Origin of the sequence: Psychrobacter nivimaris, from assembly GCF_904846365.1 — a bacterium.
Taxonomy (GTDB): domain Bacteria; phylum Pseudomonadota; class Gammaproteobacteria; order Pseudomonadales; family Moraxellaceae; genus Psychrobacter; species Psychrobacter nivimaris_B.
Window position 1 is genome coordinate 46,349 of the sequence record NZ_CAJHAL010000020.1, and the last position, 23,806, is coordinate 70,154.

General features: G+C 40.5%; 25 protein-coding genes and 2 pseudogenes. 15 read left to right on the forward strand and 12 right to left on the reverse strand.

Going from position 1 to position 23,806, the window contains the following annotated elements; translation table 11 throughout:
- Position 1: 1 nt before the first annotated feature.
- The 5 genes and pseudogenes from JMX63_RS09270 (at position 2) to JMX63_RS09290 (ending at position 5,245) form a co-directional block, all read left to right on the forward strand.
- Positions 2-760 (forward strand): annotated as a pseudogene (locus JMX63_RS09270) (IS5 family transposase).
- Positions 761-929: 169 nt separating this feature from the next.
- Positions 930-2,009 carry an aromatic ring-hydroxylating dioxygenase subunit alpha gene (locus tag JMX63_RS09275; RefSeq protein WP_201572141.1) on the forward strand — a complete coding sequence of 360 codons (1,080 nt, stop codon included), beginning with the start codon at positions 930-932 and terminating at the stop codon, positions 2,007-2,009.
- A gap of 73 nt (positions 2,010-2,082) precedes the next feature.
- The gene (locus tag JMX63_RS09280) at positions 2,083-3,051 is read left to right on the forward strand and encodes a PDR/VanB family oxidoreductase (protein ID WP_201572142.1); all 969 of its coding nucleotides are present in this window, start codon (positions 2,083-2,085) and stop codon (positions 3,049-3,051) included.
- A 302-nt stretch (positions 3,052-3,353) separates the two neighbouring features.
- Complete coding sequence (locus JMX63_RS09285) at positions 3,354-4,319, forward strand: PDR/VanB family oxidoreductase (protein ID WP_201572143.1); 966 nt, start codon at positions 3,354-3,356, stop codon at positions 4,317-4,319.
- A gap of 17 nt (positions 4,320-4,336) precedes the next feature.
- A complete protein-coding gene (locus JMX63_RS09290) occupies positions 4,337-5,245 on the forward strand; it encodes a LysR family transcriptional regulator (RefSeq protein ID WP_102091433.1) in 909 nt (302 codons plus the stop codon).
- Positions 5,246-5,375: 130 nt separating this feature from the next.
- Here the strand turns inward: JMX63_RS09290 and JMX63_RS14680 are convergent, their stop codons facing one another.
- From JMX63_RS14680 to JMX63_RS09305, 3 genes are all read right to left on the reverse strand, one after another.
- Positions 5,376-5,861 carry a transposase gene (locus JMX63_RS14680; RefSeq protein WP_201572146.1) on the reverse strand — a complete coding sequence of 162 codons (486 nt, stop codon included), beginning with the start codon at positions 5,859-5,861 and terminating at the stop codon, positions 5,376-5,378.
- Positions 5,836-6,132 carry an IS630 transposase-related protein gene (locus JMX63_RS09300; RefSeq protein ID WP_320157865.1) on the reverse strand — a complete coding sequence of 99 codons (297 nt, stop codon included), beginning with the start codon at positions 6,130-6,132 and terminating at the stop codon, positions 5,836-5,838. Before JMX63_RS09300 ends, JMX63_RS14680 begins: the two co-directional genes overlap by 26 nt.
- Before the next feature lie 99 nt (positions 6,133-6,231).
- Positions 6,232-8,049, reverse strand: a complete 1,818-nt coding sequence (locus tag JMX63_RS09305) for a sigma-54-dependent Fis family transcriptional regulator (protein WP_102091435.1) — start codon at positions 8,047-8,049, stop codon at positions 6,232-6,234.
- 370 nt (positions 8,050-8,419) lie between these two features.
- On the opposite strand from JMX63_RS09305, the gene JMX63_RS09310 reads away from it, so the two are divergent.
- The 8 genes from JMX63_RS09310 to JMX63_RS14685 all read left to right on the forward strand — a co-directional run bounded on the left by JMX63_RS09310 (position 8,420) and on the right by JMX63_RS14685 (position 14,326).
- A complete protein-coding gene (locus tag JMX63_RS09310) occupies positions 8,420-8,731 on the forward strand; it encodes a phenol hydroxylase subunit (RefSeq protein WP_102091436.1) in 312 nt (103 codons plus the stop codon).
- A 49-nt stretch (positions 8,732-8,780) separates the two neighbouring features.
- Positions 8,781-9,791 (forward strand): aromatic/alkene monooxygenase hydroxylase subunit beta, encoded by a 1,011-nt coding sequence (locus tag JMX63_RS09315; protein WP_102091437.1) that lies wholly within the window; start codon positions 8,781-8,783, stop codon positions 9,789-9,791.
- A gap of 60 nt (positions 9,792-9,851) precedes the next feature.
- A complete protein-coding gene (locus JMX63_RS09320) occupies positions 9,852-10,121 on the forward strand; it encodes an MmoB/DmpM family protein (protein WP_102091438.1) in 270 nt (89 codons plus the stop codon).
- Between the two features lie 50 nt (positions 10,122-10,171).
- Entirely contained in the window at positions 10,172-11,689 is a 1,518-nt protein-coding gene (locus JMX63_RS09325) for an aromatic/alkene/methane monooxygenase hydroxylase/oxygenase subunit alpha (RefSeq protein ID WP_102091439.1), read from the forward strand.
- A 146-nt stretch (positions 11,690-11,835) separates the two neighbouring features.
- A complete protein-coding gene (locus JMX63_RS09330; RefSeq protein WP_102091440.1) occupies positions 11,836-12,198 on the forward strand; it encodes a phenol hydroxylase subunit P4 in 363 nt (120 codons plus the stop codon).
- Positions 12,199-12,269: 71 nt separating this feature from the next.
- Positions 12,270-13,328, forward strand: a complete 1,059-nt coding sequence (locus JMX63_RS09335) for an NADH:ubiquinone reductase (Na(+)-transporting) subunit F (RefSeq protein ID WP_102091441.1) — start codon at positions 12,270-12,272, stop codon at positions 13,326-13,328.
- 192 nt (positions 13,329-13,520) lie between these two features.
- Positions 13,521-13,937 carry a helix-turn-helix domain-containing protein gene (locus tag JMX63_RS09340; RefSeq protein ID WP_227673301.1) on the forward strand — a complete coding sequence of 139 codons (417 nt, stop codon included), beginning with the start codon at positions 13,521-13,523 and terminating at the stop codon, positions 13,935-13,937.
- A 116-nt stretch (positions 13,938-14,053) separates the two neighbouring features.
- Positions 14,054-14,326, forward strand: a complete 273-nt coding sequence (locus JMX63_RS14685) for an IS3 family transposase (RefSeq protein ID WP_227673304.1) — start codon at positions 14,054-14,056, stop codon at positions 14,324-14,326.
- Positions 14,327-14,445: 119 nt separating this feature from the next.
- On the opposite strand, the gene pcaD is transcribed toward JMX63_RS14685, so the two are convergent.
- The 8 genes from pcaD to JMX63_RS09385 all read right to left on the reverse strand — a co-directional run bounded on the left by pcaD (position 14,446) and on the right by JMX63_RS09385 (position 21,643).
- Entirely contained in the window at positions 14,446-15,222 is a 777-nt protein-coding gene (gene pcaD / locus JMX63_RS09350) for a 3-oxoadipate enol-lactonase (RefSeq protein WP_102091443.1), read from the reverse strand.
- Positions 15,223-15,303: 81 nt separating this feature from the next.
- Positions 15,304-16,536: a 3-oxoadipyl-CoA thiolase gene (gene pcaF / locus JMX63_RS09355; protein WP_201572145.1), complete on the reverse strand. Its 1,233-nt coding sequence runs from the start codon at positions 16,534-16,536 to the stop codon at positions 15,304-15,306.
- Between the two features lie 34 nt (positions 16,537-16,570).
- Positions 16,571-17,221, reverse strand: coding sequence for a 3-oxoacid CoA-transferase subunit B (locus tag JMX63_RS09360; protein ID WP_102091445.1), 651 nt, complete (start codon positions 17,219-17,221; stop codon positions 16,571-16,573).
- Positions 17,222-17,247: 26 nt separating this feature from the next.
- A complete protein-coding gene (locus tag JMX63_RS09365) occupies positions 17,248-17,940 on the reverse strand; it encodes a 3-oxoacid CoA-transferase subunit A (protein WP_102091446.1) in 693 nt (230 codons plus the stop codon).
- Between the two features lie 33 nt (positions 17,941-17,973).
- Positions 17,974-18,801 carry a SphA family protein gene (locus JMX63_RS09370; RefSeq protein ID WP_102091447.1) on the reverse strand — a complete coding sequence of 276 codons (828 nt, stop codon included), beginning with the start codon at positions 18,799-18,801 and terminating at the stop codon, positions 17,974-17,976.
- Between the two features lie 262 nt (positions 18,802-19,063).
- Positions 19,064-19,987 carry a catechol 1,2-dioxygenase gene (catA, locus tag JMX63_RS09375; RefSeq protein ID WP_102091448.1) on the reverse strand — a complete coding sequence of 308 codons (924 nt, stop codon included), beginning with the start codon at positions 19,985-19,987 and terminating at the stop codon, positions 19,064-19,066.
- Between the two features lie 155 nt (positions 19,988-20,142).
- On the reverse strand, positions 20,143-20,433 hold the full coding sequence (catC, locus tag JMX63_RS09380) for a muconolactone Delta-isomerase (RefSeq protein ID WP_102091449.1): 291 nt from the start codon (positions 20,431-20,433) through the stop codon (positions 20,143-20,145).
- Positions 20,434-20,476: 43 nt separating this feature from the next.
- Positions 20,477-21,643: a muconate/chloromuconate family cycloisomerase gene (locus JMX63_RS09385; protein ID WP_102091450.1), complete on the reverse strand. Its 1,167-nt coding sequence runs from the start codon at positions 21,641-21,643 to the stop codon at positions 20,477-20,479.
- A 198-nt stretch (positions 21,644-21,841) separates the two neighbouring features.
- Between JMX63_RS09385 and JMX63_RS09390 the strand changes: the two genes are divergently transcribed.
- Positions 21,842-22,759 (forward strand): LysR family transcriptional regulator, encoded by a 918-nt coding sequence (locus tag JMX63_RS09390; RefSeq protein ID WP_060491266.1) that lies wholly within the window; start codon positions 21,842-21,844, stop codon positions 22,757-22,759.
- Positions 22,760-23,101: 342 nt separating this feature from the next.
- Entirely contained in the window at positions 23,102-23,440 is a 339-nt protein-coding gene (locus tag JMX63_RS09395; protein WP_227673302.1) for a hypothetical protein, read from the forward strand.
- A gap of 247 nt (positions 23,441-23,687) precedes the next feature.
- Here JMX63_RS09395 and JMX63_RS09400 read toward each other — a convergent pair.
- Positions 23,688-23,806 (reverse strand): annotated as a pseudogene (locus tag JMX63_RS09400) (IS1595 family transposase); the annotation flags it as partial.

Sequence of the window (23,806 nt, forward strand, 5' to 3'; positions counted from 1 at the left end):
TATGACAAGATTAACACTAAGTGATGCCCAGTGGGCAAAGATAGAACCGTATTGTGCAGGTAAAGAGACCGATGTTGGTAGAACAGCCGTAAATAATCGACTATTTATCGAAGCTGTTCTATGGATTGTCCGAACAGGTAGTCCGTGGCGAGATTTACCCCCTGAATTTGGTAACTGGAACAGTGTTTATAAGCGCTACCGTCGATGGGTAAAAAGCGATAGATTCAGCAAGCTATTTAATGCTCTGAATGACTCAGATTTAGAGTATGCCAAGATTGATGGCACTATTGTTAAGGTACATCGTCATGGACAAGGCGCAAAAGGGGGGCTTGCCATCAGGAAATTGACAAATCAAGAGGCGGTATGACCACTAAAATCATGGCAATGGTTGATGCATGAGGCAACCTTGTTGATTTTACTTTATTGAAAGGACAACAGCATGACATGGCTGGCGTTAACCCTTTAATGAAAGACAAAGAGTTTGATGCATTGCTTGCTGATAGAGCCTTTGACACGGATTGGCTACTGCTAGACTGAAAAGAGCGTGGTAGCAAAGCGGTCATACCCCCTAAACGCTCTCGTTTAAAGCAACGAGCGTTTAAAGCAACGAGATTTCGATAAAGAAATGTACAAGTGGCGTCATTTAATCGAGAACTTCTTCTGTAAGCTGAAAGATTTCAAGAAAATGGCCATGCGTGCTGAAAAAACGGATGAGTCGTTTGCTGCTAATATCTATTTAGCAGCGACGATTATCCATTGACGGTAATTGTCAACACACCCTAGTTAAATCTACAATTTAGAATTAATACCTTTAAAGTATCCAATTAAGAGATATTTGATATTGGAAAACGTTTCTAAACTCATTTATAAAGTAATTAGCTAAACGGAATAGTTCAATAAATATTGTCAATATAGCAAGGAGATGCTAAATGAATAAGATGATTTTTAAAACGCACACGCAGTCTGAGGATGTTTTTTTAAAAGAATGCTGGTATGTTGCTGCGCTTTCAACCGAGGTTGATGCATTTAATCTATTTAAGCGCAAAATTATGAATATCAACATGGTAATTTATCGCACTCAAGATGGTACGCCTGTTGCGCTACATGATCGTTGTCCTCATCGTTTCGCACCTTTAAGTTTAGGGAGAAGAGAAGGCGACCAATTGGTTTGCCCATATCATGCTTTAAAATTTGATTGCACTGGTCAATGTGTACATAATCCTCACGGGAAAGGTCACATTCCAACTGCGGCGAAAATACAATCTTTTTCTTTGATAGAACGTTATGGTTTTATTTGGATTTGGATGGGTAACGCAGAAAACGCCGATGAAAATTTAATCCCAGATTACAGCGAACTATTGTCAGGACATCCAAATTCGGTTGGTCATACCTATATGCATGTAAAATGCAATTTTGAGCTCATAACCGATAATGTAATGGATTTAAGTCATATCGATCATGTACATGGTGAAATTATTACAACGCGTGGCAAGCTGTCACCAATTATTCCACAGGTTACAGAAACATCTAATAGTATTTCTGCACGTTGGGAATGGGAACAACAACCTGCAATGATGATTTTTGCACCATTGTTACCAGATCCACAAGCCTCAGCTCAGCAATATTTTAACATTACATGGACGGCACCTTCGCATATTCAACTTACTGTTGCTGCTGTACAAAACGGAGAATTTGGCGTAGATGATTTAAATCAATATGATTTACATACTACCACCCCTGAAACTGATACCACAACACACTATTTCTTTGCGACACGTCGTAATCATATCGAAGAAGATGCAAGTTTTAATATGATGAAAATTCAGAATATGCATCGTGCATTTGAAGATGAAGACGTACCGTTACTTGAAGCCGTACAGACAGAGATGGAAACTACCGATTTCTTCTCTTTAGACCCAGTATTAATGTCAAATGATATTGCACCTGTACGTGTACGTAAGAAACTTTTAGAGCTGATTAGCCAAGAGACACAGCAAAATCAAGCTTAAATATTATCAATACATCGTGAAGTACTTGTTGAGAAGTACTTCACGTTCATTCCACTAAAAGGAGGTGGTGGTTATGACAGTAGGAAAATTAAAGCTCAGAGTGACAGATATCCAATGTGAAGCCAAAGGTATCCTGCTCTTGGAGCTTAGAGATGAAAAGAAACAAGCACTTCCATCATTTACAGCAGGGTCGCATATAGAAATTTATCTTGCGAATGGACTGACGAGACATTACTCATTGTTAAATTCATCTGTAGAGACTGATCGTTATGTATTTGCTGTGAGTTTGGATCCAAATAGCCAGGGTGGTTCAGCTTTTATTCATCAAAAGATAAAGCTTGGTGATATGCTGAGCGTAAGCACACCACGTAATCATTTTGAGTTGGTTGATGCTGAACAATATTGTTTCATTGCAGGAGGGATTGGGATTACTCCAATTCTTTCGATGATTCATTGGTGTATTGCACATCAAAAAAAATGGACATTGTATTATTCTGTACGAAATCGACAACGTGCTGCATTTTATGAAAGTCTATGTGCGCTTAATCAGGAAAAAAATATTCATTTCCATTTCAATGATGAACAAGCAGATTTGTTGAATTTACAAAAAATTGTACAAGATAATGCTGAAAATACCCATATCTATTGCTGTGGTCCAAATCCACTGATGCTAGCACTCAAAGAGGCTTCAGCTGATATTGCAGAAAGAGTACATTTTGAATGGTTTAATGCGCCGAAACTGAATACGTCAGAGAATAAGACAGAACTGGCTATATCAGACTTTACCGTAAAATTAGCAAAATCAGGACGCGACATTCTTGTAAAACCTGAGCAGTCAATCTTGGAAGCAATCGAAGCGCAGGGCGTAGAGGTACCATTTTCTTGCCGTGCGGGTATTTGTGGTGCATGTGAATGCAGAGTACTTCGTGGTGAACCTGAGCACTTAGATATGGTTTTAAGTGATACTGAGAAACAAGGTAACCAACGGATGATGATTTGTGTTTCTAGATCACGTTCTCCTGTTCTAGAATTAGACCTTTAAACTAATTGATTTTATACAGTACAATGTGCATTAAATCAATAAGGATATTCATCATGAAAAAAATCTCAATCATTCGAAAGAAAATACAGGGTTAAGGGTTGCTATAAACTTGAAGAATGAGAATCATAGGCTGACTTTTAGAATTCATCTGCCAATGCGATTCGTGCCATTTTTTCCTGTTCTAAATTCTATAAATTTAGGCGTAGTTTGGCACTTTTTATCGCATTTTTGAATTAGGGACACGGCCTAATAAAGATATATCGAATCATAATTTTAAACCCTGTAGAAGATATGGATTGAATGTGAATAACATCATTGATGTGCGCATAAAGCAAATGCGCTATGAATCTGACAATATCCTAAGTATTCAACTTGTTCCAATTCATACCAAGTTATTACCTCATTTTAATAGTGGTGCGCACATAGACTTCCATTTTCCTCATGGCAAAGTACGTCAATATTCACTCATTAGTCCACTACAAGACCGTAGATATTACGAAATAGGTGTTTTAAAAGAGCCGCAATCACTAGGTGGATCTCGTTATATTCACGAGCAACTTAGAGTGGGCGACCTTATTAAAATAAGTGAACCACGTAATCTATTTGAACTCGATGATACTGACCAAAAAGTTCTGTTGATTGCAGGTGGAATCGGCATTACACCTATTTTGAGTATGTGGTCAAGCCTTGCTATCGATCAACGTAAATGTGATTTACATTACTGTATACGTCAGCCGAATATCCCATTTATTGACCGTATTGATGAATTTCATATCATGAACCGTAATAGCCATTATGTGACCTATATTGGTAATCAACAAACTAACGGCTTTGATATCGCAGCAGTTTTACAGCAAGAAAAAGTCAATACACACATTTATGTTTGTGGCTCTGCACATTTTATTCAATATGTTGAAAGTCAGGCATTAAAAATGCAATGGACTAAACCTTTTATTCATAAAGAGTGCTTTAAAAATACTAATACTGCATTGCAGTTGGCTCCTTTCCAAGAACACATCATAGAAATTGCATCTACAGGTCAAAAAATTTCATTATTACAAACGGATAATATTGCCGAGGTTTTAAATAAGGCAGGTTATGTAGTACCAATGTCATGTGAACAGGGTATTTGTGGCACATGTACGCTGCGTTATACCGGAGGTGAGTTACATCATCAGGATATGATTTTAAATGAAACAGACCATTTGACTATGTTTACACCCTGCTGTTCAAAAATAAAATCACAGCACCTTATTATTGATCTTTAAGAGGACAGCCGCACAATATGGATATTCGCCAAATGAAATATTTCATTGCTGTAGCTGATGAGATGAGTTTCACAAAAGCGGCTGAAAAATTATTTATTGCTCAGCCACCATTAAGTCGTGCTATACAAAATTTGGAAGAAGAGTTAGAAGTGTCGTTATTGGTACGTAATACTCGATCCATAGAATTGACAGAGGCAGGTAAATACTTCTATGAAAATTCTAAAAAAATTGTGCAGAGTGAAATGCATCTTAAGAAGATGACTCAGCAAATTGGCGGAGCCAATAATACACTGCGTATTGGATTTATTGGTTCTGCCATGTATAGCGAACTGGCAGAATGCATCAAATATTACCGATTAAAGTATCCTGATATTTCCATTCATGTCGAAGCCATGAATACTCTTCAACAGATTGAAGAATTAAAAAACGGCAAGATTGACATAGGAGTTGGTGGGCTTAAAATTATAGATCACGAGATTGAGCGTATTATTCTGAAAGAAGAAAAACTTTATGTTGCTTTATACAAAGAGCATCCACTGTTACAGCTAAAAGTTAACCAGTCTCTGTCTTTAGAAGATATCGTTAATGAACCGATGATTTTATTTCCTGATACTCCACAACCAAATTTCCTATTAATTATTCTTGAAATTTTCGAAGTCAAAATGATGTCACCCTCAAATTTATTTGAGCCTGTACGTGATATTCAATCTGCTTTGGGATTAGTGTTGGCTGGATTTGGAATTACAATAGTGAATGAGGGGGTGGTTAATCTTTATAGTAAAGATCTGGTATTTCTTCCTCTAAGTGAAGAGTTTGCTTTTAGCCCAATTATTCTCAGATACCGAAAAAAAGAAAACTATACCGTCGTTGATAATTTCGTTAATGTAGCTAAAAAAATATTTAATCATAAGTTAAAGTCTACTTAATCGTATCGACTTATTGATGAAAAGAATATGTATCAAAGGTAGAGGACGTTCAAAACTCTGTGTCAGCTAAATTAAAGATTCATAACGCTATAGTCAGTTCAAAATAAAATTGTTATGGTTAGGACAAACATCATAGAACAATTTGGATAAGTCGTTTTCCATCCAGCCTTGGCGTAGAAACTTCACCTGAGCCCATTTCTTTTCGATAGTTTAGATCAGGGCTGTACGGTGGCAGCCATAAAATACGATGACCATGTCTATTCAGTAGCTTTTGAATACGCTTGCTCTTATGAAATCTGGCATTATCCATCACAATCACGCATTTTGTTTTAAGACTTGGGATTAGCTTGTGTTTGCACCAGTGATAGAAGACGATGCTGTTGATGTTTGTCTCAAAGTAATCTAGGGCAAACAGCATCTTTTCATATAGAGCACCGATAACGTTGGTTCGCTTTTTACCTTGCCAGTTGTAGCTATCGATACAAGGCTTACCAATCGGTGCATAACCATGAGAGCGAATGGTTTGACTCTCAAAGCCGCGCGCGTATATATAAACGATAGGATAGCCTTGCTGCCTAAAGCTATTAAGCTTACTGTGGTATATCGCTCTTTTGATCGGACAGGCTTTTAGATGTTCTAAAGTCTTTTTTTTGACTGATGCCTAGGCACTTTAGGGCATGATGAATGCCTGTTTTACTACAGTTCAAACGACGTGCTCGCTCATACTGGTAATCATCAGGATGTTCTTTGACATCATTAAGTAGCACATCATCTGGTATTTTATAGGGCTTGGTTTGCCTGGTTGTTTTGCTATGAACACGCCGCTTCCAGTTTTGTATGGTGGTTGGGCTGAGGTTATAAAACTCAGCTGCCTCGGCAAGGGTCATACCCTCGTCTAAGCTTTTTAGTACTTGTTTGCGATAATCTAGCGAGTAAGTCAGTGGGATTGACTATAGTTTTAGTTACTTTGCATATAACAATCACCGCTAATTGAGCTTGCGTAGTCGATAGTCAAGTTTTGCGCGGCTGATATTTAAGAGTCGTGCAGCCTTTGATACATTACCATCACACTGACTTAAAGCGACACGAATAAGCTTGTCGTTAAACACTTCTAAATCAAAGCCACCATGGAATAAGGTGGCAAGTGCGGTATTACTATGGTCGTCAATGCTAGAATGCTGTAAACCACCACTTTCAGCCGATATTCGAAGCTTATTATCATTCATATTATTATCTTCGATATTGGATAAAAGTAAATCACTAGCATCAATCCACTTGTGGTTATCATTGAGTATGACCGCTCGCTCGGTGACGTTTTGTAGCTCTCGTATATTGCCTGGCCAATTATATAAACTCAGATATTCTCGCGCTTGATCTGTAAAACCTTGAATATTTTTTTGATACATATCCGCATATTTATGTAAGAAAAACTTGGCTAGTAGAAGTATGTCCTGCTTACGCTCTCGTAAAGGAGGTAGGTAGATAGGAAAAGTGTTTAATCGATAATATAAATCTTGACGAAACTTTCCTTGAGCTACGGCCTGTTTTAGATTCTCATTGGTGGCTACCACCACTCGAATATCAACAGCTATATCAATGTAGCTGCCGACATGGTTGAGTATACCTTCTTGTAATACGCGCAGTAGAGCTGCTTGCGCCCGCGATGATAACTCAAAAACCTCATCCAAAAAGAGTGTCCCTAAATGTGCCGCTTCAATTTTGCCTTTTCGAGATTGCGTAGCGCCAGTAAAAGCGCCTTTTTCAACACCAAACAGCTCAGACTCAATAAGATCGGTAGGGATGCTGGCACAGTTTATAGCGATGAAAGGGTTGCTTCTGCGATCACTAGCATCGTGGAGCGCTTGAGCAAACACCTCTTTACCAACCCCAGTTTCTCCTTGCAATAAAACAGTCGCTTTGGTTTTTGCGACCTTTTTCATCAGCGCTGTTGCCTTTTTAAAAGAAGGCGATTCACCAATAGCAGAAAAAAATCCTTCAGGGTTGATACGTAAATCAGGGTTTTGTCTTTTTATCTCATCAAAATTACTGCGCCGCTCAAACAGTTCAGTATTTAAGCGCTCAGTGTTGAAAAACCTTTCAAGATCCGTTTCTTCCTCCCAGTCCTCTAATGGTCGCCCTTCAATACGACAATGATCAAAACCCATTGCCGCGCATTGTACTTCTTTAAAAGCAATCTGACGGCCAAAGAAGGAGCTGGTATAGCCGCTGGCGTAACCCAGTGAGCTAAAACATATCGGCTTATCTGAAACCCCATGGAACTTTTTATGATAAGCGGCTTCAAAAGAGTTATACCAATCAAAGCTTGCAAAGAATCTACCGTTGTCGAAGTCGACACTCATTTTATCAGGAACGACCTTCACCATACCGCGTATGGCATGCAGCTGTGGACCAGATAAAAACACCTCTTTCCAACTGCCTTCTGGCCGTAATTTCTTACTAATCTCAGCGTCTTGTTCCCCAGCAAAATGACCGTAACGAAAAAAAAGCCGCTGCATAATATCGCTACCCAAAGTCGACTCGACATCCTCTCGTAGACGCCATAGGGCATGAGCATGGCTTAATATCATGCGTTGACCGCCGAACCATATTTTCCCTGAATGCAAATCAAACTCAAGATGTGTCAATAAATCTTCGATTCTCTTTGAGAATTCAGTTTTCTCTTTATTATTTTTTTTATTAAGTTTGATTGGCTCAGGTATAGCCTTGCCATCGAGAAATTTAGATGGATGAGGGACTGCATTTACTTCAGGAGTATCATCTTTATAAGAGGTTTGTTTTGACATAGCAGGTGCGTTCCTTGTAAGGAGCTGAGTAACATCTATCCTTAGATGGTTAAGCCAATCATCATTACACATCCATCTAAATCATGCAATTTTATCATGCTAAATACATGGCCTATCAAGCTATATCAAACTATGAGCAGCGATTCTAAATTTAATAATTTAAGTATTTCATGAAATTTTGAAAAATGAATGACTCAAATCATGAAATAAAACTATTGAGCTTAGATGGTTAATGCGTAGTGTTATTTAATAATTTTATTAAAATCAAAAACTTAAGTCAATAATTATAAAGTTGGCATACAACTTGTAAGGTAGTAAATACCGGATAAGGACTGTCTATATTCATACCATTTAAGAAAAGGAGTTGAGAATGAATTCACCTAATACCTCATCAAATTATCATCAAGAGTCTAATCTTTCTTTTAATGACTTGCCCAAATATGTACGAGTAAGAAGTGAGCCAGATGCTAAATTCGTAATGTTTGACTTTGCTATCGGCGACTCTAGTCTATTTGTCGAATTAGTCTTACCTCCTAAAAGCTTTGAAGATTTCTGTATTAATAACAAAGTTATTCCAATGACTGCAGAACAGATGGTCTTCAATGATGAGGAGGAAGATAAGTGGCGTTATGGCACAGAGGCTACTTTGATTAGTAATAATCGATCTGAAAGTAGTCACTAAACCTTTTACCATTTTCAAGAATTATTACATTCAAAAAGGAGCAGTAATCATGTCTTTAGAAATTAAAACCTCGAACCTTGAGCCTATCCGTCATACCTATGCGAACATCGCTCGGCGTTTTGGTGACAAACCTGCAACTCGTTATCAAGAGGCAACTTATGATGCGCAGGGCACGGCTAACTCTCATTATCGTCCACTATGGAATCCTGACAAAACATTGAACGATGAAAACTACACGATTATTCAGATGGAAGATTGGTACGACCTGAAAGATCCTCGTCAGTTTTATTATGGAGCTTATGTGCAAAATCGTGCACGACTGCAAGATACCGCTGAAGGTAGTTATAAGTTTTTTGAAAAGCGTGATTTAGTTGAAAACCTTGGCGAAGATGTAATAGACGCAGTTACATTTGGACTATTACCGTTACGTCATGTTGAACAGACTGCTAACTTAAATTATATGTATGGTGCTGCTTATGGTTATGGCACAGCAATTACCCAAGCGTGTTTGTATGCTGGCATGGACAGACTGGGCATGGCGCAATATCTATCGCGGATAGGTTTATTAATAGATGGCAACTCTAGTGATTCATTGACTCAAGCCAAAAACTATTGGATGGATGATGAAGCATGGCAAGGTATTCGTGCATTGTGTGAACATACCTTAATTATAAAAGATTGGTTTGAGTTATTCATTGCACAATCTTTAGTTATGGATACTTTTATTCATGTGGTTCACTACCAACATTTAGATGAGTGGTTAGTCGAAAACAATGGTCGTGATGTCGCTATGTTAACTGAGTTTATGCAGGATTGCTTTAAAGATCTTACTGGCTGGAGTAACAGCACTATTAAGATAGTAGTTGCCGAAAGTGATGATAACAAACAGAACTGTCAGCGATGGTTAGATAAGTGGCAAGAAAAAGTAGTCACCGCCTATCGTCCCTTAATTGAGAAAATGTTTAGTGAAGAGCAAGTATTAATCGCACTAGATGATATTCAAACTCAGTTAGCAAAACGTTGTAAAACAGTAGGGTTAAGTGTTCAAATTGCTGCTTAATTGCTTTTAACCGTATTTAAATTGCTCATTAATATTTATTAATTTTCTAAGGGGAAGCTTATGTCAAAAGTATACTTGGCGTTACAAGACAACGATATGTCACATTATATTGTTCAGGCAGTAGAAGAAGATAATCCAGAAGTAACGGTGATTTATCAGCCAGCTATGATTCGAATGGAATGTGAAGGCAAGCTTGTCGTCAATCGTGCCACGGTCGAAGAAAAAATCGGTCGCGAATGGGAAATCCAAGAGTTGCAATTAAGTCTAGTCACTTTGGGTGGTAACGTTGAGGAAGAGGAGGACTCACTGACCTTAAGTTGGAATCAGTAATTATTCAAACTTATTAAATTAATAATTTAGCATTTGCTAAGGAGCACAGCATGGCTACTACTAAAACAGCTAAGAAACTCAATTTAAAAGAGAAGTATCGTCTCTTGACGCGTGATCTTGATTGGGACTTTTCTTATGAAGATAAAAAAGAAGCCTTTCCTCATGAAGAGTTTGAAGGTATTAAAATCACTGACTGGTCAAAATGGGAAGATCCTTTCCGTCTGACGATGGATACTTATTGGAAGTATCAGGCCGAAAAAGAGAAAAAGCTTTATGCTATTTTTGATGCATTTTCTCAGAATAATGGTCAAATGAACGTCTCAGACCCACGCTACCTTAATGCTATCAAGCTTTTTTTGACAGCAGTTACTCCTTTAGAGTATCAGGCCTATCAAGGCTACGCTAACGTAGGTCGTCAGTTCAGTGGTATTGGTGCACGCATTGCTTGTCAAATGCAGTCTATCGATGAGCTACGTCATGTTCAAACCCAAGTTCATGCAATGAGTCACTTTAATAAGTATTTCAATGGTTTTCAAGATTGGAGCCATATGCATGACCGCGTTTGGTACTTATCTGTTCCTAAATCTTTCTTTGAAGATGCGCGTTCAGCAGGACCATTTGAGTTTTTATTGGCAATATCATTCTCGTTCGAATATGTCTTAACCAATCTGTTGTTTGTACCTTTCATGTCTGGTGCAGCTCACAATGGTGATATGGCTACCGTCACTTTTGGCTTTAGTGCCCAATCGGATGAAGCACGTCATATGACATTAGGGCTTGAGATTATCAAGTTCTTGCTAGAACAGCACGAAGATAACCTGCCAATTGTACAAAAATGGATTGATAAGTGGTTTTGGCGTGGCACCCGTCTACTGTCTATCGTGGGCATGATGATGGATTATATGTTGCCAAATAAAGTTATGTCATGGAAAGAAGCATGGGAAGTCTACTTTGAAGATGCAGGTGGAGCGTTATTCGACGATTTAGCTCGCTATGGTATCGAAAAACCAAAATATAGTGAAGTGATTGAAAAAGAGAAAGAACATATATCGCATCAAGCGTGGTGGATCTTCTATAACTTCGGTCATGTTGCTGGCTTTCACACTTGGATTCCATCAGATGAAGAGATGGATTGGTTAAGCGAAAAGTATCCTGAGACCTTCGATAAATACTATCGTCCACGTTGGGAGTTGGCAAAGAAAATGGAAGCAGAAGGCAAGCGTTTTTATAGCTCAGGCCTGCCTATGTTGTGCCAAGTCTGTCAGGTACCCATGACCTTTACGGAAATGGACGGTGATCCTGGTACATTTAGCTATCGCACGACAGTTTATAACGATGAGCGCTACCACATGTGTTCAAATGGTTGCCATGATATCTTCGTTGATGAGCCTGAAAAGTACGTGCAAGCGTGGTTACCAGTACAGCAAATATTGCAAGGTAACTGTGGTGGCCCTGAGCTTGAGAAGATTCTTAGTGAGTATTATCGCTTCAATGTGGGTGTCGATAATATGGACTTCAAAGGTTCTGTGGATGAGCAAAACTGGAACAAATGGAAAGGCACCGCTTAATTTATTGGTTGATTAGAGCTTAGTAGCGCGGCTAAACAAAGTCAGCGCTACTGAACCAAAATACACAAATAAGCTCTCAACAATAGAATGTTAAATAGTTAGTAAGCAAGTAATTAATTAGCAAATATATTAATAAGGAAATTATTATGGCAGTTACAGCGATTCGCCCAGATTACACGGGCAAGGTTATGGACAAACAAGAAAACTATGGCGACAACATTTTAGTCTTTATTGGTTGGGATGAGCATTTACTGTTTTGTTCAGCTAAAGCCTTCCCATTACCTCCCACAATGACTTTTGCAGATTTTAAGGCTGGAGTATTATCTGAAGGTTTTAATCAGCATCCAGATTTTGAAAATATCAAATGGGATGAGGTTGAGTGGAATCTTAATGGAGAATCAATAACGCCAACAGATGACAAAACGCTTGAAGCATTAGGGTTTGATCACAAGTCATTATTACGATTTAAAACACCTGGCTTAAATGGTTGGAAAGGAACAGGGGTATAAAATCCACCATTATTTGAAGCGCAGATTCATCTAAGTAATAAATAATTACAGATATTGCGAGGGAGAGCGATATGTCTTATGAAGTCACTATTGAGCCGACCGGTGATGTTATTGAAGTAGAAGATGGTCAAACGATACTGCAAGCTGCCTTAAGGCAAGGGGTTTGGTTACCTTTTGCTTGCGGTCATGGTACTTGCGGTACTTGTAAGGTTCAAGTTTTGGAGGGGTTTGCGGATCTTGGTGAGGCTTCTACTTTTGCACTGATGGAGGTTGAGCGCGATGAAGGCAAAGTACTCGCTTGTTGTTGTTATCCTGAGTCCGATTTGGTCATCGAAGCCGATATAGATGTTGATCCTGACTTTTTGGGCTATCCGGTAGAAGATTATACAGCGACAGTTGAGTCAGTGACGCCTTTATCGCCTACTATTTTAGGAATTCGCTTGCAGTTAGATCGCGATATGCAATTCCAAGCCGGCCAATATATCAACTTAGATATCCCTGATGTTGGGACGCGAGCCTTTTCTATTGCCAATCCGCCGTCGCAGTCTAATATCGTTGAACTGCATGTGCGCTTAGTCAATGAAGGTAAAGGCACTTCTTGGCTCCATAATGAGTTAGCAGTTGGTGATAGCATCGAGCTGTCAGGTCCTTATGGTCAGTTTTTTGTGCGCAGTAGCGATAGTCAAGATATGATCTTTGTGGCAGGCGGGTCAGGTTTATCAAGTCCTGAGTCGATGATTCTGGACTTATTAGAGCAAGGGGAAACTCGTCAGCTCTATCTGTTTCAAGGGGCTAGAAATATTCCTGAGCTATATCATAGAGATAAGTTTGAGCAGCTAGCAACAGAGCATGACAACTTTCATTACATTCCTGCTTTAAGTGATGAAGATACGTTAGGGGAGTGGTCAGGCTTCAAAGGTTATGTGAATGATGCGGTCAAGCACCATTTTAATGGGAAATGCTCAGGTCATAAAGCGTATATGTGTGGTCCGCCGCCTATGATTGATGCGACTATTACAACTTTGATGCAAGCCCGTCTATTTGAGCGCGATATTCATATGGAGCGTTTCTTAACTGCGGCTGATGGTACGGACGAGTCAAGTCGTTCTGCTTTATTTAAGCGTATTTAGTAGTCATAAGTTTGTCATATTTTTCTCACTATATGCTTACATAAAAACCCCGCCATCTGAACTGCCCCATAAGTTGGACACAACTTATGGGGTATTTTTATGCGTTACAATCTAGACTTTAAGATCAAAGTCATCGCATAAGGACATGCCGGAATCGCAACAGTAAAGAAGTTTGGACTTGATAAAAAAATAGTGTCTAAGTGGACTTATCAATACCAAAGCGGCGGTATAGATGCTATCAAGCCAAAGGCGAGTAAAACTAAATACAGTAGCGACTTTAAACACCAAGTGATAACCGTCATGTTAGAACAAGGCTTAAGTCAATCTGAGACGGCATTAAAGTTCAACATCAGCTCACCCGCTCTTATCAGCCTTTGGCATAAAGCGTATCGACAGTATGGTATGTCTGGACTCACTCCCAAACGACAAGGTAGAGGCGCCATGACCAAGCCAGATATCACAAGAAAACCAGATGACGACAAGACAACAGCAGAGATTAAGCGTGAACTGGCATACCTGCGCACGGAGAACGCTTACCTAAAAAAGCTCGATGCCTTGCTCAGGGAGAGGGAACAAACTGCGACAAAACAAGGCTCATCGAAGGATTAAGAGATCAATATCTTTTATCTGACTTATTAAAGACAGCACGTATACCAAGGAGTAGCTTCTACTACCATAGAACAACGCTAAGTCATAAAGACAAATACGCTCATATAAAGCAGCGTATTGCCGATTTGTATCACAAGCACAAGGGCAGGTATGGCTATCGCAGAATCACTGTCGCATTAAAACAGTCAGGTGTTCATCATAACCATGAGCTTATTGCCAAGCTCATGAAACAGTTGAAACTCAGTGCGAAGATAAGAAGACAAAAGTACCGATCATATAAAGGTCAACTGGGTAAAATAGCAAAGAATCATTATTACAACAATGAGCGTATTCAATTGAAACTAAAAGGACTGAGTCCTGTGCAGTACAGAACTCAGTCCTTGGGGTAAACTAAACCGTCCAAGTTTTGGGGGGCAGTTCATATTTATGTCGGGGTTTTTTAGCTATTGTTTAAAGCGAATCATTTTAATCGGTTTAAGCATTATGTTTATTTAAATAAAATGCTTATTTAGGCAAAGTGTTTACGAATAGTTTGATTGAATACTTGTGGTTGCTCAATATTTGAAATGTGTGACGCGTCAATAGTCGCGAGTGTGGCATTTGGGATATGATCGACCATATATTGACTATCGGCCACCGTCGTCACTGGGTCTTCAGTACCTGCCACCACCGTAATCGCGACATCGATATCTTTTAACTGCTCGCGAGTATCAGCGACAGCCAGCGCTTCACAACAGCTGGCATAACCTTTGCTACTGCTAGCGGCAAGAGTGTCAGACAAGGCGTTGACGATATCAGGATGGTTACTGATAAAGCCCTCAGTAAACCAGCGCGATGCGGCTGTAGCTGCAATAGTGCTCAAACCTTCTGTTCGGACGAGCTGGGCACGGTCTTGCCAAGCTGCTTCCGTACCAATCTTCGCTGCTGTATTACACAACATTAAATGATGAAAGCGATTAGGGTAGTTAATAGCCAGCCATTGGCCTGTCATACCACCCATTGAGATACCACAAAAGAACGCTTTATCAATATTCAAGTGATCGAGCAGATCAATGACGTCTTGTCCAAGCTGATCTAAGCTATAAGGGCCTTTGGGTGCAGAAGATTTTCCATGACCACGAGTGTCATAACAGATGATGAAATAATCGTTTTGCAAAGCATCAATTTGCGGCTGCCACATGTGGTAGTTGGTACCTAAAGAGTTGGAGAATATAAGCGCAGGGTTACGGCTATCACCAAAAGTGACATAGTTTAAGGTAATGTCTTTATTTTCAAGTACAGGCATAACGATCATCCTTATTTGTCATTTTGGGGTGATTATGATGGTAGTGGCGTATAGGTTTATGGTGGTTGGCCATTAATGCATTCAATGTTCAATTCGTTCAATAATCATGGCGATACCTTGTCCAACACCAATACACATCGAGCAGATGGCATAACGCTTATCCGTTTTCTCAAGTTGATTGAGTGCTGTCAAAATCAAACGTGCGCCTGATGCGCCAAGTGGGTGACCAAGCGCAATCGCACCACCATTCGGATTGACACGCTCGCTATCGTCAGCTAATCCCAAGTCACGCGTGCAGGCTAGGGATTGCGCTGCAAAGGCTTCGTTTAATTCAATGACATCCATCTCATCAAGTGACAGTCCAGTTTGCGCCAGTAGTTTTTTGATCGCAGGCGCTGGAGCAAAGCCCATAATACGTGGTTCGACACCTACCGTGGTGGAAGCCACAATACGCGCACGCGGCTTGAGATTAAATTCTTTAATGGCTTGCTCTGACGCTACTAAGAAGGCTGCTGCGCCATCATTAATGCCTGAGGCATTACCAGCAGTGACTGTGCCATTTTCTTTAACGACGGCACGAAGTTTGGTTAATTTCTCAAGCGTGGTGTCTGCACGAGGATGCTCATCCTTATCGACAATGATGGGCTCACCTTTGCGCTGCGGGATAATGACTGGGGTAATCTCGTCTTTGAAAAATCCTGATGCTTGTGCGGCATGGGTACGTTGTTGGCTGCGTAGTGCAAAGGCATCTTGGTCAGCACGATTGATGTTGAACTGCTCAGCGACATTTTCCGCCGTTTGCGGCATGGTCTCCGTGCCATATAACTCGTCGAGCTTTGGGTTGATAAAGCGCCAGCCCATGGTAGTATCTTTTAATTTTTGGTTACGACCAAATGCCTGATTTGACTTACCCATTACAAATGGCGCACGGCTCATGCTCTCAACGCCGCCTGCAATAATGAGACTGGCTTCTCCGGCTTTAATTGCCCGTGCGGCGATGGCTAACGCATCCATTGATGAGCCGCATAAGCGGTTGACCGTAGTAGCAGGCACTTGATAAGGAAGACCTGCGAGCAATGATGACATGCGCCCGACGTTACGGTTGTCCTCACCGCTTTGATTGGCGCAACCGTAAATAACATCATCTACTTGCACCCAATCGACATTGGTATTGCGTTCCATCAAGGCTTTAATAGGAATAGCGCCCAAATCATCGGTACGTACAGGGGCTAGACTACCACCGTAACGTCCAAAAGGCGTGCGAATGGCGTCAATAATATAAGCGTTGTTTAAATCAGTGGTCGAATCGATCATAGTGATTATCCTAAGTTTTAATTATGAGGCGTTTTTATTTAGTCTCGTTAATGAGTGTGGCACCCGTTACCGCTTGTAAGTCATTAAAGCTTAGGTTTTCGACCATTTCAGTCACTACCAGCCCTTTAATCGAAACGTCTATAACACACAGGTCGGTGAAAATTCGATCGACGCAGTTTTTGCCAGTTACAGGATAGGTAAGCTCGCTGACGATCTTGGGCTCACCAGTCTTGGTCGTATGATTGGTCATCACAAAGACTTTTTTGGCACCGATGGCTAAGTCCATAGCACCGCCAACTGCAGGTATTGCACCTTCTTCACCAGTGCTCCAGTTGGCCAAATCACCATTGGCCGCCACTTGAAACGCACCCAATACGCAAATATCAATATGACCGCCGCGCATCATGGCAAACGAGTCACCATGGTGAAAGAAGCTACCGCCATCTAACATGGTGACGTATTCCTTGCCAGCATTGATCAGCTCTGGATCTTCTTCGCCTTTGGCAGGGGGCGGGCCAAAAGCCAACAAGCCGTTTTCTGAATGTAAAAATACGTCTTTGTCATCAGGCAAGTACTTAGCGATTTTGGTGGGTAGACCAATGCCCAAATTGACATAGGCACCATCTGGAATATCTCGGGCAGCACGCTCAGCGATTTGATCCCGTGTGAGTAATGTATGGCTCATGATGACGCTCCTTATGATTGACCGTATTAAGCGCTGGCTGCGGTAGTAGAATGAGTAGGCTCGATTTGCACCACATGCTGCACAAAGATACCTGGCGTGATGATGTGTTCAGGATCAAGCTCACCCAGATCGACGCTTCTAGAAACTTGAGCGATCGTCACGTCAGCTGCCATGGCCATGATGGGACCAAAGTTACGTGCTGATTTTCGATAGACTAAATTACCCCAGCGATCGCCCTGATCCGCTTTGATTAAGGCAAAATCTGCTTTGATTGGATATTCAAGCACATAGTCTTTGCCATCGATATGGCGCGTCTCTTTACCTTCAGCAAGCAAAGTACCAAAACCCGTTGGCGTATATACCGCACCAAGTCCCATGCCAGCAGCTTGAATACGGCAGGCCAGATTGCCTTGTGGTACCAGCTCAAGCTCGATTTTTCCCGCATGATATAGCTCGTCAAATACCCAAGAGTCTGACTGACGTGGGAACGAGCAAATGATCTTACGCACTGCCCCTGTTTTTAATAGTTTGGCAAGACCATGATCACCATTGCCTGCATTATTGCTAATAATCACTAGGTCTTTGATATCCAAATCAATGAGCGCATCAATCAGTTCGGCAGGTTGTCCTGCCGTACCAAAACCACCAATCATAATCGTGGCGCCGTCTTTGATTTGACTGAGCACATTCGTGATGCTTTTCTCCGCTTTGTTAATCATAGTTTGACCCCATTTTAGATCTTGTGGAAATCTTTAGAATACTTTGGTTAGCGACGCTCTGATCACCTCTCCCTCAAAAGTATTTTTATTTGAATACTCTTTATACACGGCGACATCCCCACCTAGTAGGTTAGGCGGTGAAAAATAACCCATAGATAAGCCTAAAGCGTTTCTTTCCTCGTCGCCGTCACCGGTCTCAAAAGTGTTATAACCAACCAGGCCAACATCTAGCAAGCCGTAACTTTTGCTCAAACCCCATTCAATGATTAGCTCATCATCTAGGTCGTCACCATTAGGCATCTCATAACGACTTAAGGCACTGAGATTTAAGTCACCTTGTTGGTTGAGCTTAACGTTACCACCAAGGGTAAGCATGACGGAATCATAACCTTTGCCAGGGCTTGCAAATCGATTGCTATCATAGTCGCCAGTTTCTGCCCAATAACCGATACCACTGACTGCATCCCATCTATCGCCATGCCAGCCTAATACACCGCCCACATATAAATCACCTAAGCCTGTACGTTCATCGACATCCTGACCACCGACTCTTAGATCTGTTTTTATAAGCGGTACAATGGCCTCTAATGTCAAATCGCCACCTAGTACCTTTTGCGGTGTGACCCATATCGCTCGATTGGCAAGTGCGGTAACATTAACCTCGCTGTCATCTGGTAACGCCTCATTTTCATCAGCGCTATAATTTATGAGATAGCCTCTGTAATACACTCCAGGTGGTGGTACTACACTTGCTTTTATTCCTTCAATGCCTGGGACGTAGTGGGAGTCAGAAGCATGGATGGTAAATGACAAGCTAGCAGCGATAGTAAGTAGGGTGATTTTCTTCATCGTATTTTTCATAGAACATCCTTGTCCATATTTTATTTTATGATTGTCCAAAACTTAATATTAGTGTTTATATTAGTCAACAAGTTCATGAATGGATTAGTGAGTTAAAAAAGATTAGATATTAGGTTGAAAATAATGAGTGCTTGCCGAAAGTTAAACTTGATACCACAGCAGGGAGTGGTATCAAGTAGATATTGAGATTATTAGTCATGACTTTTATGTAAATACCTGAAGAAGCTAGGTATTTAACTAAGTATTTAACAAAATATACTATCTAGCCTTGTGCACGGCGACGTGCTACCTCACTACCATGTACATCAGCTTTACTATTTTTTAACAGATGGAAGTCGAAATCGATTGAAGCATAAGGCTTATCAAGACCTTTTTCTTTGAGCTTATCAGCGTTGTCAACCATGGTGACTTCCGGTACTAAGCCTTCACGACTGGCAAAAGCAAAGTCATCCCAAAGGTATTCATCACCATCAATATTGATCTGCGTGGTTATTTTGCGCATACCTTCAGCACTAGCGAAGAAGTGAATGTGAGCAGGGCGATTACCATGACGTCCTAAAGCACTTAATACTTGATCCGTCATACCACCTGGTGGTACTGAGTAACCCAGTGGCACAATACTACGAAAAGCATACTTGCCGTCACCATCAGTAATGATAGTACGACGTAGATTAAAGTCAGGTTGCGATTCATCGAAGAAAGAGTAGTTACCTAAAGTGTTGGCATGCCATGCCTCTACTTTAGCATTAGGGATAGGATTGCCATCTTCGTCATAAACATATCCTTGCATAAATAGCACTGTGCCTTCTTCATCTTCAGTACCATCATCAAGCCTCGCAAAGCCTTTTTCTTCAGGAGCACCTGATACATATAGTGGCCCTTCAATGGTACGTATTGTGCCACCTTCTAATCCAGCCGCTTTCATATGTTCTTCAATCATTAAATCCATGAAATGATCAAAACCTAAACCTGGTGATAAGAGGCCGGCTTCTTTGCCTAAATCGCCAATGTAAGACACACCAGTCCAGTATTCATCAGCAGTGATATTTAGATCATTAATCGTTTTCATCAAATCGGTCACAATGCGCAGGGTGATTTCTTGCACACGTGGATTAACTTGCTCAGGGAAGTCGATCTTGCCTTTAATGAACTGTTCAGCCAATTTTTCAATCTGCTTGTGTTCCATGTCCTTTCTCCTTGGGTTTAACCTGATTTGTGAGGATATCCTCGTGGTCGTTCAATCGTTTTAGCTGTCATTTTTTTTCAATCTGCTTGTTCCATGTCCTTTCTCCTTGGGTTTAACCTGATTTATGAGGATATCCTCGTGGTCGTTCAATCGTTTTAGCTGTCATTTTCACGAACAGATGATGGATGACGAAGTAGTGGCGTAACTTCTACTTTCATGTAAGGATAAAGAGGCAATGACATCATGATATCGTGCAGCTCTTCATTGCTCTCAACATCAAAGATACTAAAGTTTGAGTACTCGCCAGCCAATCGCCAAATATGACGCCATTTGCCTTGCTCTTGCAATTTTTGTGATAGCGCTTTTTCAGTGGCTTTTAGTTCGGCAACTTTGTCAGCATCCATATCGTTTGGTATTAAGACATCCATTCGTACGTGATATAGCATTATTCTTTCCTTATGGTTTTGAGCCCGTTAATTATTTAATTCTTTATAAGCTATTTTCAGCAGCAAGGTAGGGTTGAGAGTTTGTATTTGATACCGCTGATAGGCTGAGTCCTGCATAATGATAGATTTTATCGCGATCCACCTCGATCCCTAGTCCAGGGCCTGTTGGCACAGACAGTCCAAAGTTACTGTAATCTAGCGGACGAGCTAGAATATCTTCGGTGAGTAATAGAGGTCCAAAAAGTTCAGTATCAAAATTTAAACTAGGGTAAGTTGAAAACACATGAGCCGATGCGGCCGTGCCAATGGGGCCCTCTAACATCGTACCACCGTATAATTCTATTCCTGCAAGCTGTGCCATTTGTCCAATGAGGCAGGCTGCCTTTAGTCCGCCAGCTTGGTTGATTTTGACTGCAAAGACATCGGCGCAATGATCAATTGCTAAACGAAAAGCATTTTGTGGATCTTGGACAATCTCATCGGCCATGATGGCTACCTCAAAATGCTCTTTTAAACGTTTCAGTCCCGCCTGATTACGCATAGAGATAGGTTGTTCTATTAAATCTACCCCGCCAGCTTGCAGACGCTTGATTGCGCTCATGGCTTCAAGCTCAGTCCATGCTTGATTGACATCGACGGTGACACGATACTCTGGTATAGCTTGCTTGATAGCCAGTACATGAGAAATGTCTTCATTAATAGGATTACTGCCAATTTTCAATTTGAAAATCCGATGCTTTTTTTGTTCGATCATCTGTTTTGCTTCGCTAATATCTTGATCAGTATTACCGCTGGCAAGTGTCCATGCCACTTCAAGCTCATTACGTACACGGCCACCTAATAACTCACTGACCGGTATGCCAAGACGTTTGCCCTCGATATCGAGTAGTGCGGTTTCAATTGCGCATTTCGCAAAGCGATTACCACTGATATGCTGGTTTAGTAACTGCATAGCTTTGGCAGTGGAAGTAGGGGCTTCTTTTAATAACAAAGGCGTGAAGTAAGTGTCTATATTGGTCTTGATACTATGTGGGCTCTCTTCTGCATAGTTGAGCCCACCGATGGTTGTCGCTTCGCCCCAACCTTCAAGCCCATCTTCTGTTTGAATATGAACTAAGACTAATGTCTGCTCATTCATTACCGTACAAGCAAGTTTATGAGTTCGAATGGTAGGTATCGGAACCAGCAATGTCGTAATTGAACGAATCATATTGCGCTAACCCTTGATTAATTAGTTGTTATGCTTGTTATTAACTATAAGACTTATAAACTGCCGTGTCTAAGACCTTATATGATGCTTTTTTATACCTTTTAGGTATAGTATGGTGGTAATACAAGGGTTAAATAGACGGACAAAGTTGATTGACAACCTAATGATAATTAAAAAAATGATAATAAGGATAACGGTATGGAACTTAGACATTTACGTTATTTTGTCGCAATGGCAGAAGAGAAGAGCTTTAGTAAAGCGGCTGAGCGGCTTTTTATATCACAGCCACCGCTTAGTCGTCAGATAAAACAGTTAGAAGAAGAGATGGGTGTACTTTTGATTGATCGTGATCAACGGCCTCTTAAGTTAACTGAAGCAGGGGTCTTTTTTTACGAGCATGCCATACAGATTCTAAAAAAGTCTGATAATCTTCGAGCGATGACTATGCGTAAAGGGAAGTTTGATGGCTCTTTGTCTATAGGTTTTGTGGCGTCGATTTTATACGGAACGTTACCAAGAGTGATCTCCCGATTTCGCAAGGTATATCCTAATATAGAAATAAAGCTTCACGAGTTAAATTCGTGGCAGCAAACGCAAGCACTGACAAATGGCAAGATAGATGTGGGGTTTGGAAGATTATTTTTTGAAGACGCTGCGGTGAGACGTATTTTACTGAGAGAGGAGAGCTTAGTGGTAGCCACTCCTATTGATCATCCCATCATTCAACGACGACAAAGCACTATAACTATCGCTGATCTAGCTAATGAGAATCTATTATTATATCCAAAGGCACCGCGCCCTAGTTTTATTGACTTTGTTTTGAGTTTGTTTGAGGAACGCAATATTGAGCCAAATTCATTTTCAGAAGTCAGCGAATTGCATGTGGCTTTAGGTTTAGTAGCTGCAGGAGAAGGGATCACCATTGTGCCTCAAGCGCTTAAGAACCTACGCGGTACAGAGATTGGTTATATTCCATTAGAAGATGGATTATTAACGTCGCCAGTTATTATGAATGTCCGTCATTTTGATAAGTCGGATTTGCTAAAAACGCTACTCGATGTCACCTACAAGTTATATGATGAAGAGGAGTTTGTTTATCGGCGTGAAGAGATTTAAGCAATTTACTCACTATTCGTTAAGCTTCCTAATATTGACTCGCTTAAGGATAAAATCATGCAACAGTTTTATTATATATAAAGTGCTGCTCGTTTTGACGTAGGGATGTCAACGACATCTTACTTCACCATAGTTGTTAGAAGGCATTAGTGATTAAGACACCTGGTCAAACTCCAATATTAACAACACCACCTGAGAAAAGTGGATTTCATACCTCAGTCTTCTGCACTATATAAACAATAGCATTTAGGTGATTTTCGAATCAACAGAGTAAAAGAGTTTTATGGTAAAACAGTTGGGTGATATTCAGATGAATGTCTCACACAAAAAGGCTATGCTTGTTTGGCCAAATGGGATAATGGCTCTGTGCCCAAGCATACGTTATTTACATTGAATCAAGGGTTTGTCTATCCTGATCTTTACTTTTTCGACAAACCCCAGTCCAACTACAATACCAATAATATGGTTATTGAGGTTGCGACTCAAAACTTCGATATCGAACATGATATCCAGCATTTCGATCGTAAAATATCGACAGACGAGCTGTTTGAGACTCATCAGCGCGCATGGAAAGAGGGTATCTATGTCGATGACGAACAGTGGGCGATACTCAAAAAAACAGCAGCGGCTATATTGGTTGAGAATAGTGAAGCATCTAGTCGCGGGGCAGGGAGAGTGTAGGTTAGAGTATTTAGCAACAGAGGTGTAACCCTATGAATGTTCAGCATTGCTTAGCTTCTTCACTCAAGAAGACGACAATATTCAGTCAGTAACGGCCAAGTGAATTCTTTACCATCATTATTAAATAAGATATTGTCGTTAGTTATGCCCTTAATAGTACCGTTTAACTTCATCGAATCGCATACATAAAGGTACATTACAGTAAATGAATACGAAGCAAAAAACTTGGGGCTGTAGTAGATAAGGATTAAATATCACACCATTTTTTCAGCGTTTTAAGCTGATTAGATGGTGACCCATAGTTAAATCTAAACTCGCACTCTTTTAAAAATAAATGGAAATTCTTCTTATCAATTCCATTATCAA

What these genes read in the sequence shown, in the direction of transcription:
- JMX63_RS09325 (WP_102091439.1), top strand. Translation starts at nt 10,172, where the DNA reads ATGGCTACTACTAAAACAGCTAAGAAACTCAATTTAAAAGAGAAGTAT.
- JMX63_RS09385 (WP_102091450.1), bottom strand. Translation starts at nt 21,643, where the DNA reads ATGATTCGTTCAATTACGACATTGCTGGTTCCGATACCTACCATTCGA.
- JMX63_RS09335 (WP_102091441.1), top strand. Translation starts at nt 12,270, where the DNA reads ATGTCTTATGAAGTCACTATTGAGCCGACCGGTGATGTTATTGAAGTA.
- JMX63_RS09310 (WP_102091436.1), top strand. Translation starts at nt 8,420, where the DNA reads ATGAATTCACCTAATACCTCATCAAATTATCATCAAGAGTCTAATCTT.
- JMX63_RS09370 (WP_102091447.1), bottom strand. Translation starts at nt 18,801, where the DNA reads ATGAAAAATACGATGAAGAAAATCACCCTACTTACTATCGCTGCTAGC.
- JMX63_RS09360 (WP_102091445.1), bottom strand. Translation starts at nt 17,221, where the DNA reads ATGAGCCATACATTACTCACACGGGATCAAATCGCTGAGCGTGCTGCC.
- JMX63_RS09390 (WP_060491266.1), top strand. Translation starts at nt 21,842, where the DNA reads ATGGAACTTAGACATTTACGTTATTTTGTCGCAATGGCAGAAGAGAAG.
- catC (WP_102091449.1), bottom strand. Translation starts at nt 20,433, where the DNA reads ATGCTATATCACGTACGAATGGATGTCTTAATACCAAACGATATGGAT.
- pcaD (WP_102091443.1), bottom strand. Translation starts at nt 15,222, where the DNA reads ATGCCTGTACTTGAAAATAAAGACATTACCTTAAACTATGTCACTTTT.
- JMX63_RS09320 (WP_102091438.1), top strand. Translation starts at nt 9,852, where the DNA reads ATGTCAAAAGTATACTTGGCGTTACAAGACAACGATATGTCACATTAT.
- pcaF (WP_201572145.1), bottom strand. Translation starts at nt 16,536, where the DNA reads ATGATCGATTCGACCACTGATTTAAACAACGCTTATATTATTGACGCC.
- JMX63_RS09280 (WP_201572142.1), top strand. Translation starts at nt 2,083, where the DNA reads ATGACAGTAGGAAAATTAAAGCTCAGAGTGACAGATATCCAATGTGAA.
- JMX63_RS09330 (WP_102091440.1), top strand. Translation starts at nt 11,836, where the DNA reads ATGGCAGTTACAGCGATTCGCCCAGATTACACGGGCAAGGTTATGGAC.
- JMX63_RS09365 (WP_102091446.1), bottom strand. Translation starts at nt 17,940, where the DNA reads ATGATTAACAAAGCGGAGAAAAGCATCACGAATGTGCTCAGTCAAATC.
- JMX63_RS09315 (WP_102091437.1), top strand. Translation starts at nt 8,781, where the DNA reads ATGTCTTTAGAAATTAAAACCTCGAACCTTGAGCCTATCCGTCATACC.
- JMX63_RS09305 (WP_102091435.1), bottom strand. Translation starts at nt 8,049, where the DNA reads ATGTCAAAACAAACCTCTTATAAAGATGATACTCCTGAAGTAAATGCA.
- JMX63_RS09275 (WP_201572141.1), top strand. Translation starts at nt 930, where the DNA reads ATGAATAAGATGATTTTTAAAACGCACACGCAGTCTGAGGATGTTTTT.
- JMX63_RS09300 (WP_320157865.1), bottom strand. Translation starts at nt 6,132, where the DNA reads ATGACCCTTGCCGAGGCAGCTGAGTTTTATAACCTCAGCCCAACCACC.
- JMX63_RS09290 (WP_102091433.1), top strand. Translation starts at nt 4,337, where the DNA reads ATGGATATTCGCCAAATGAAATATTTCATTGCTGTAGCTGATGAGATG.
- catA (WP_102091448.1), bottom strand. Translation starts at nt 19,987, where the DNA reads ATGGAACACAAGCAGATTGAAAAATTGGCTGAACAGTTCATTAAAGGC.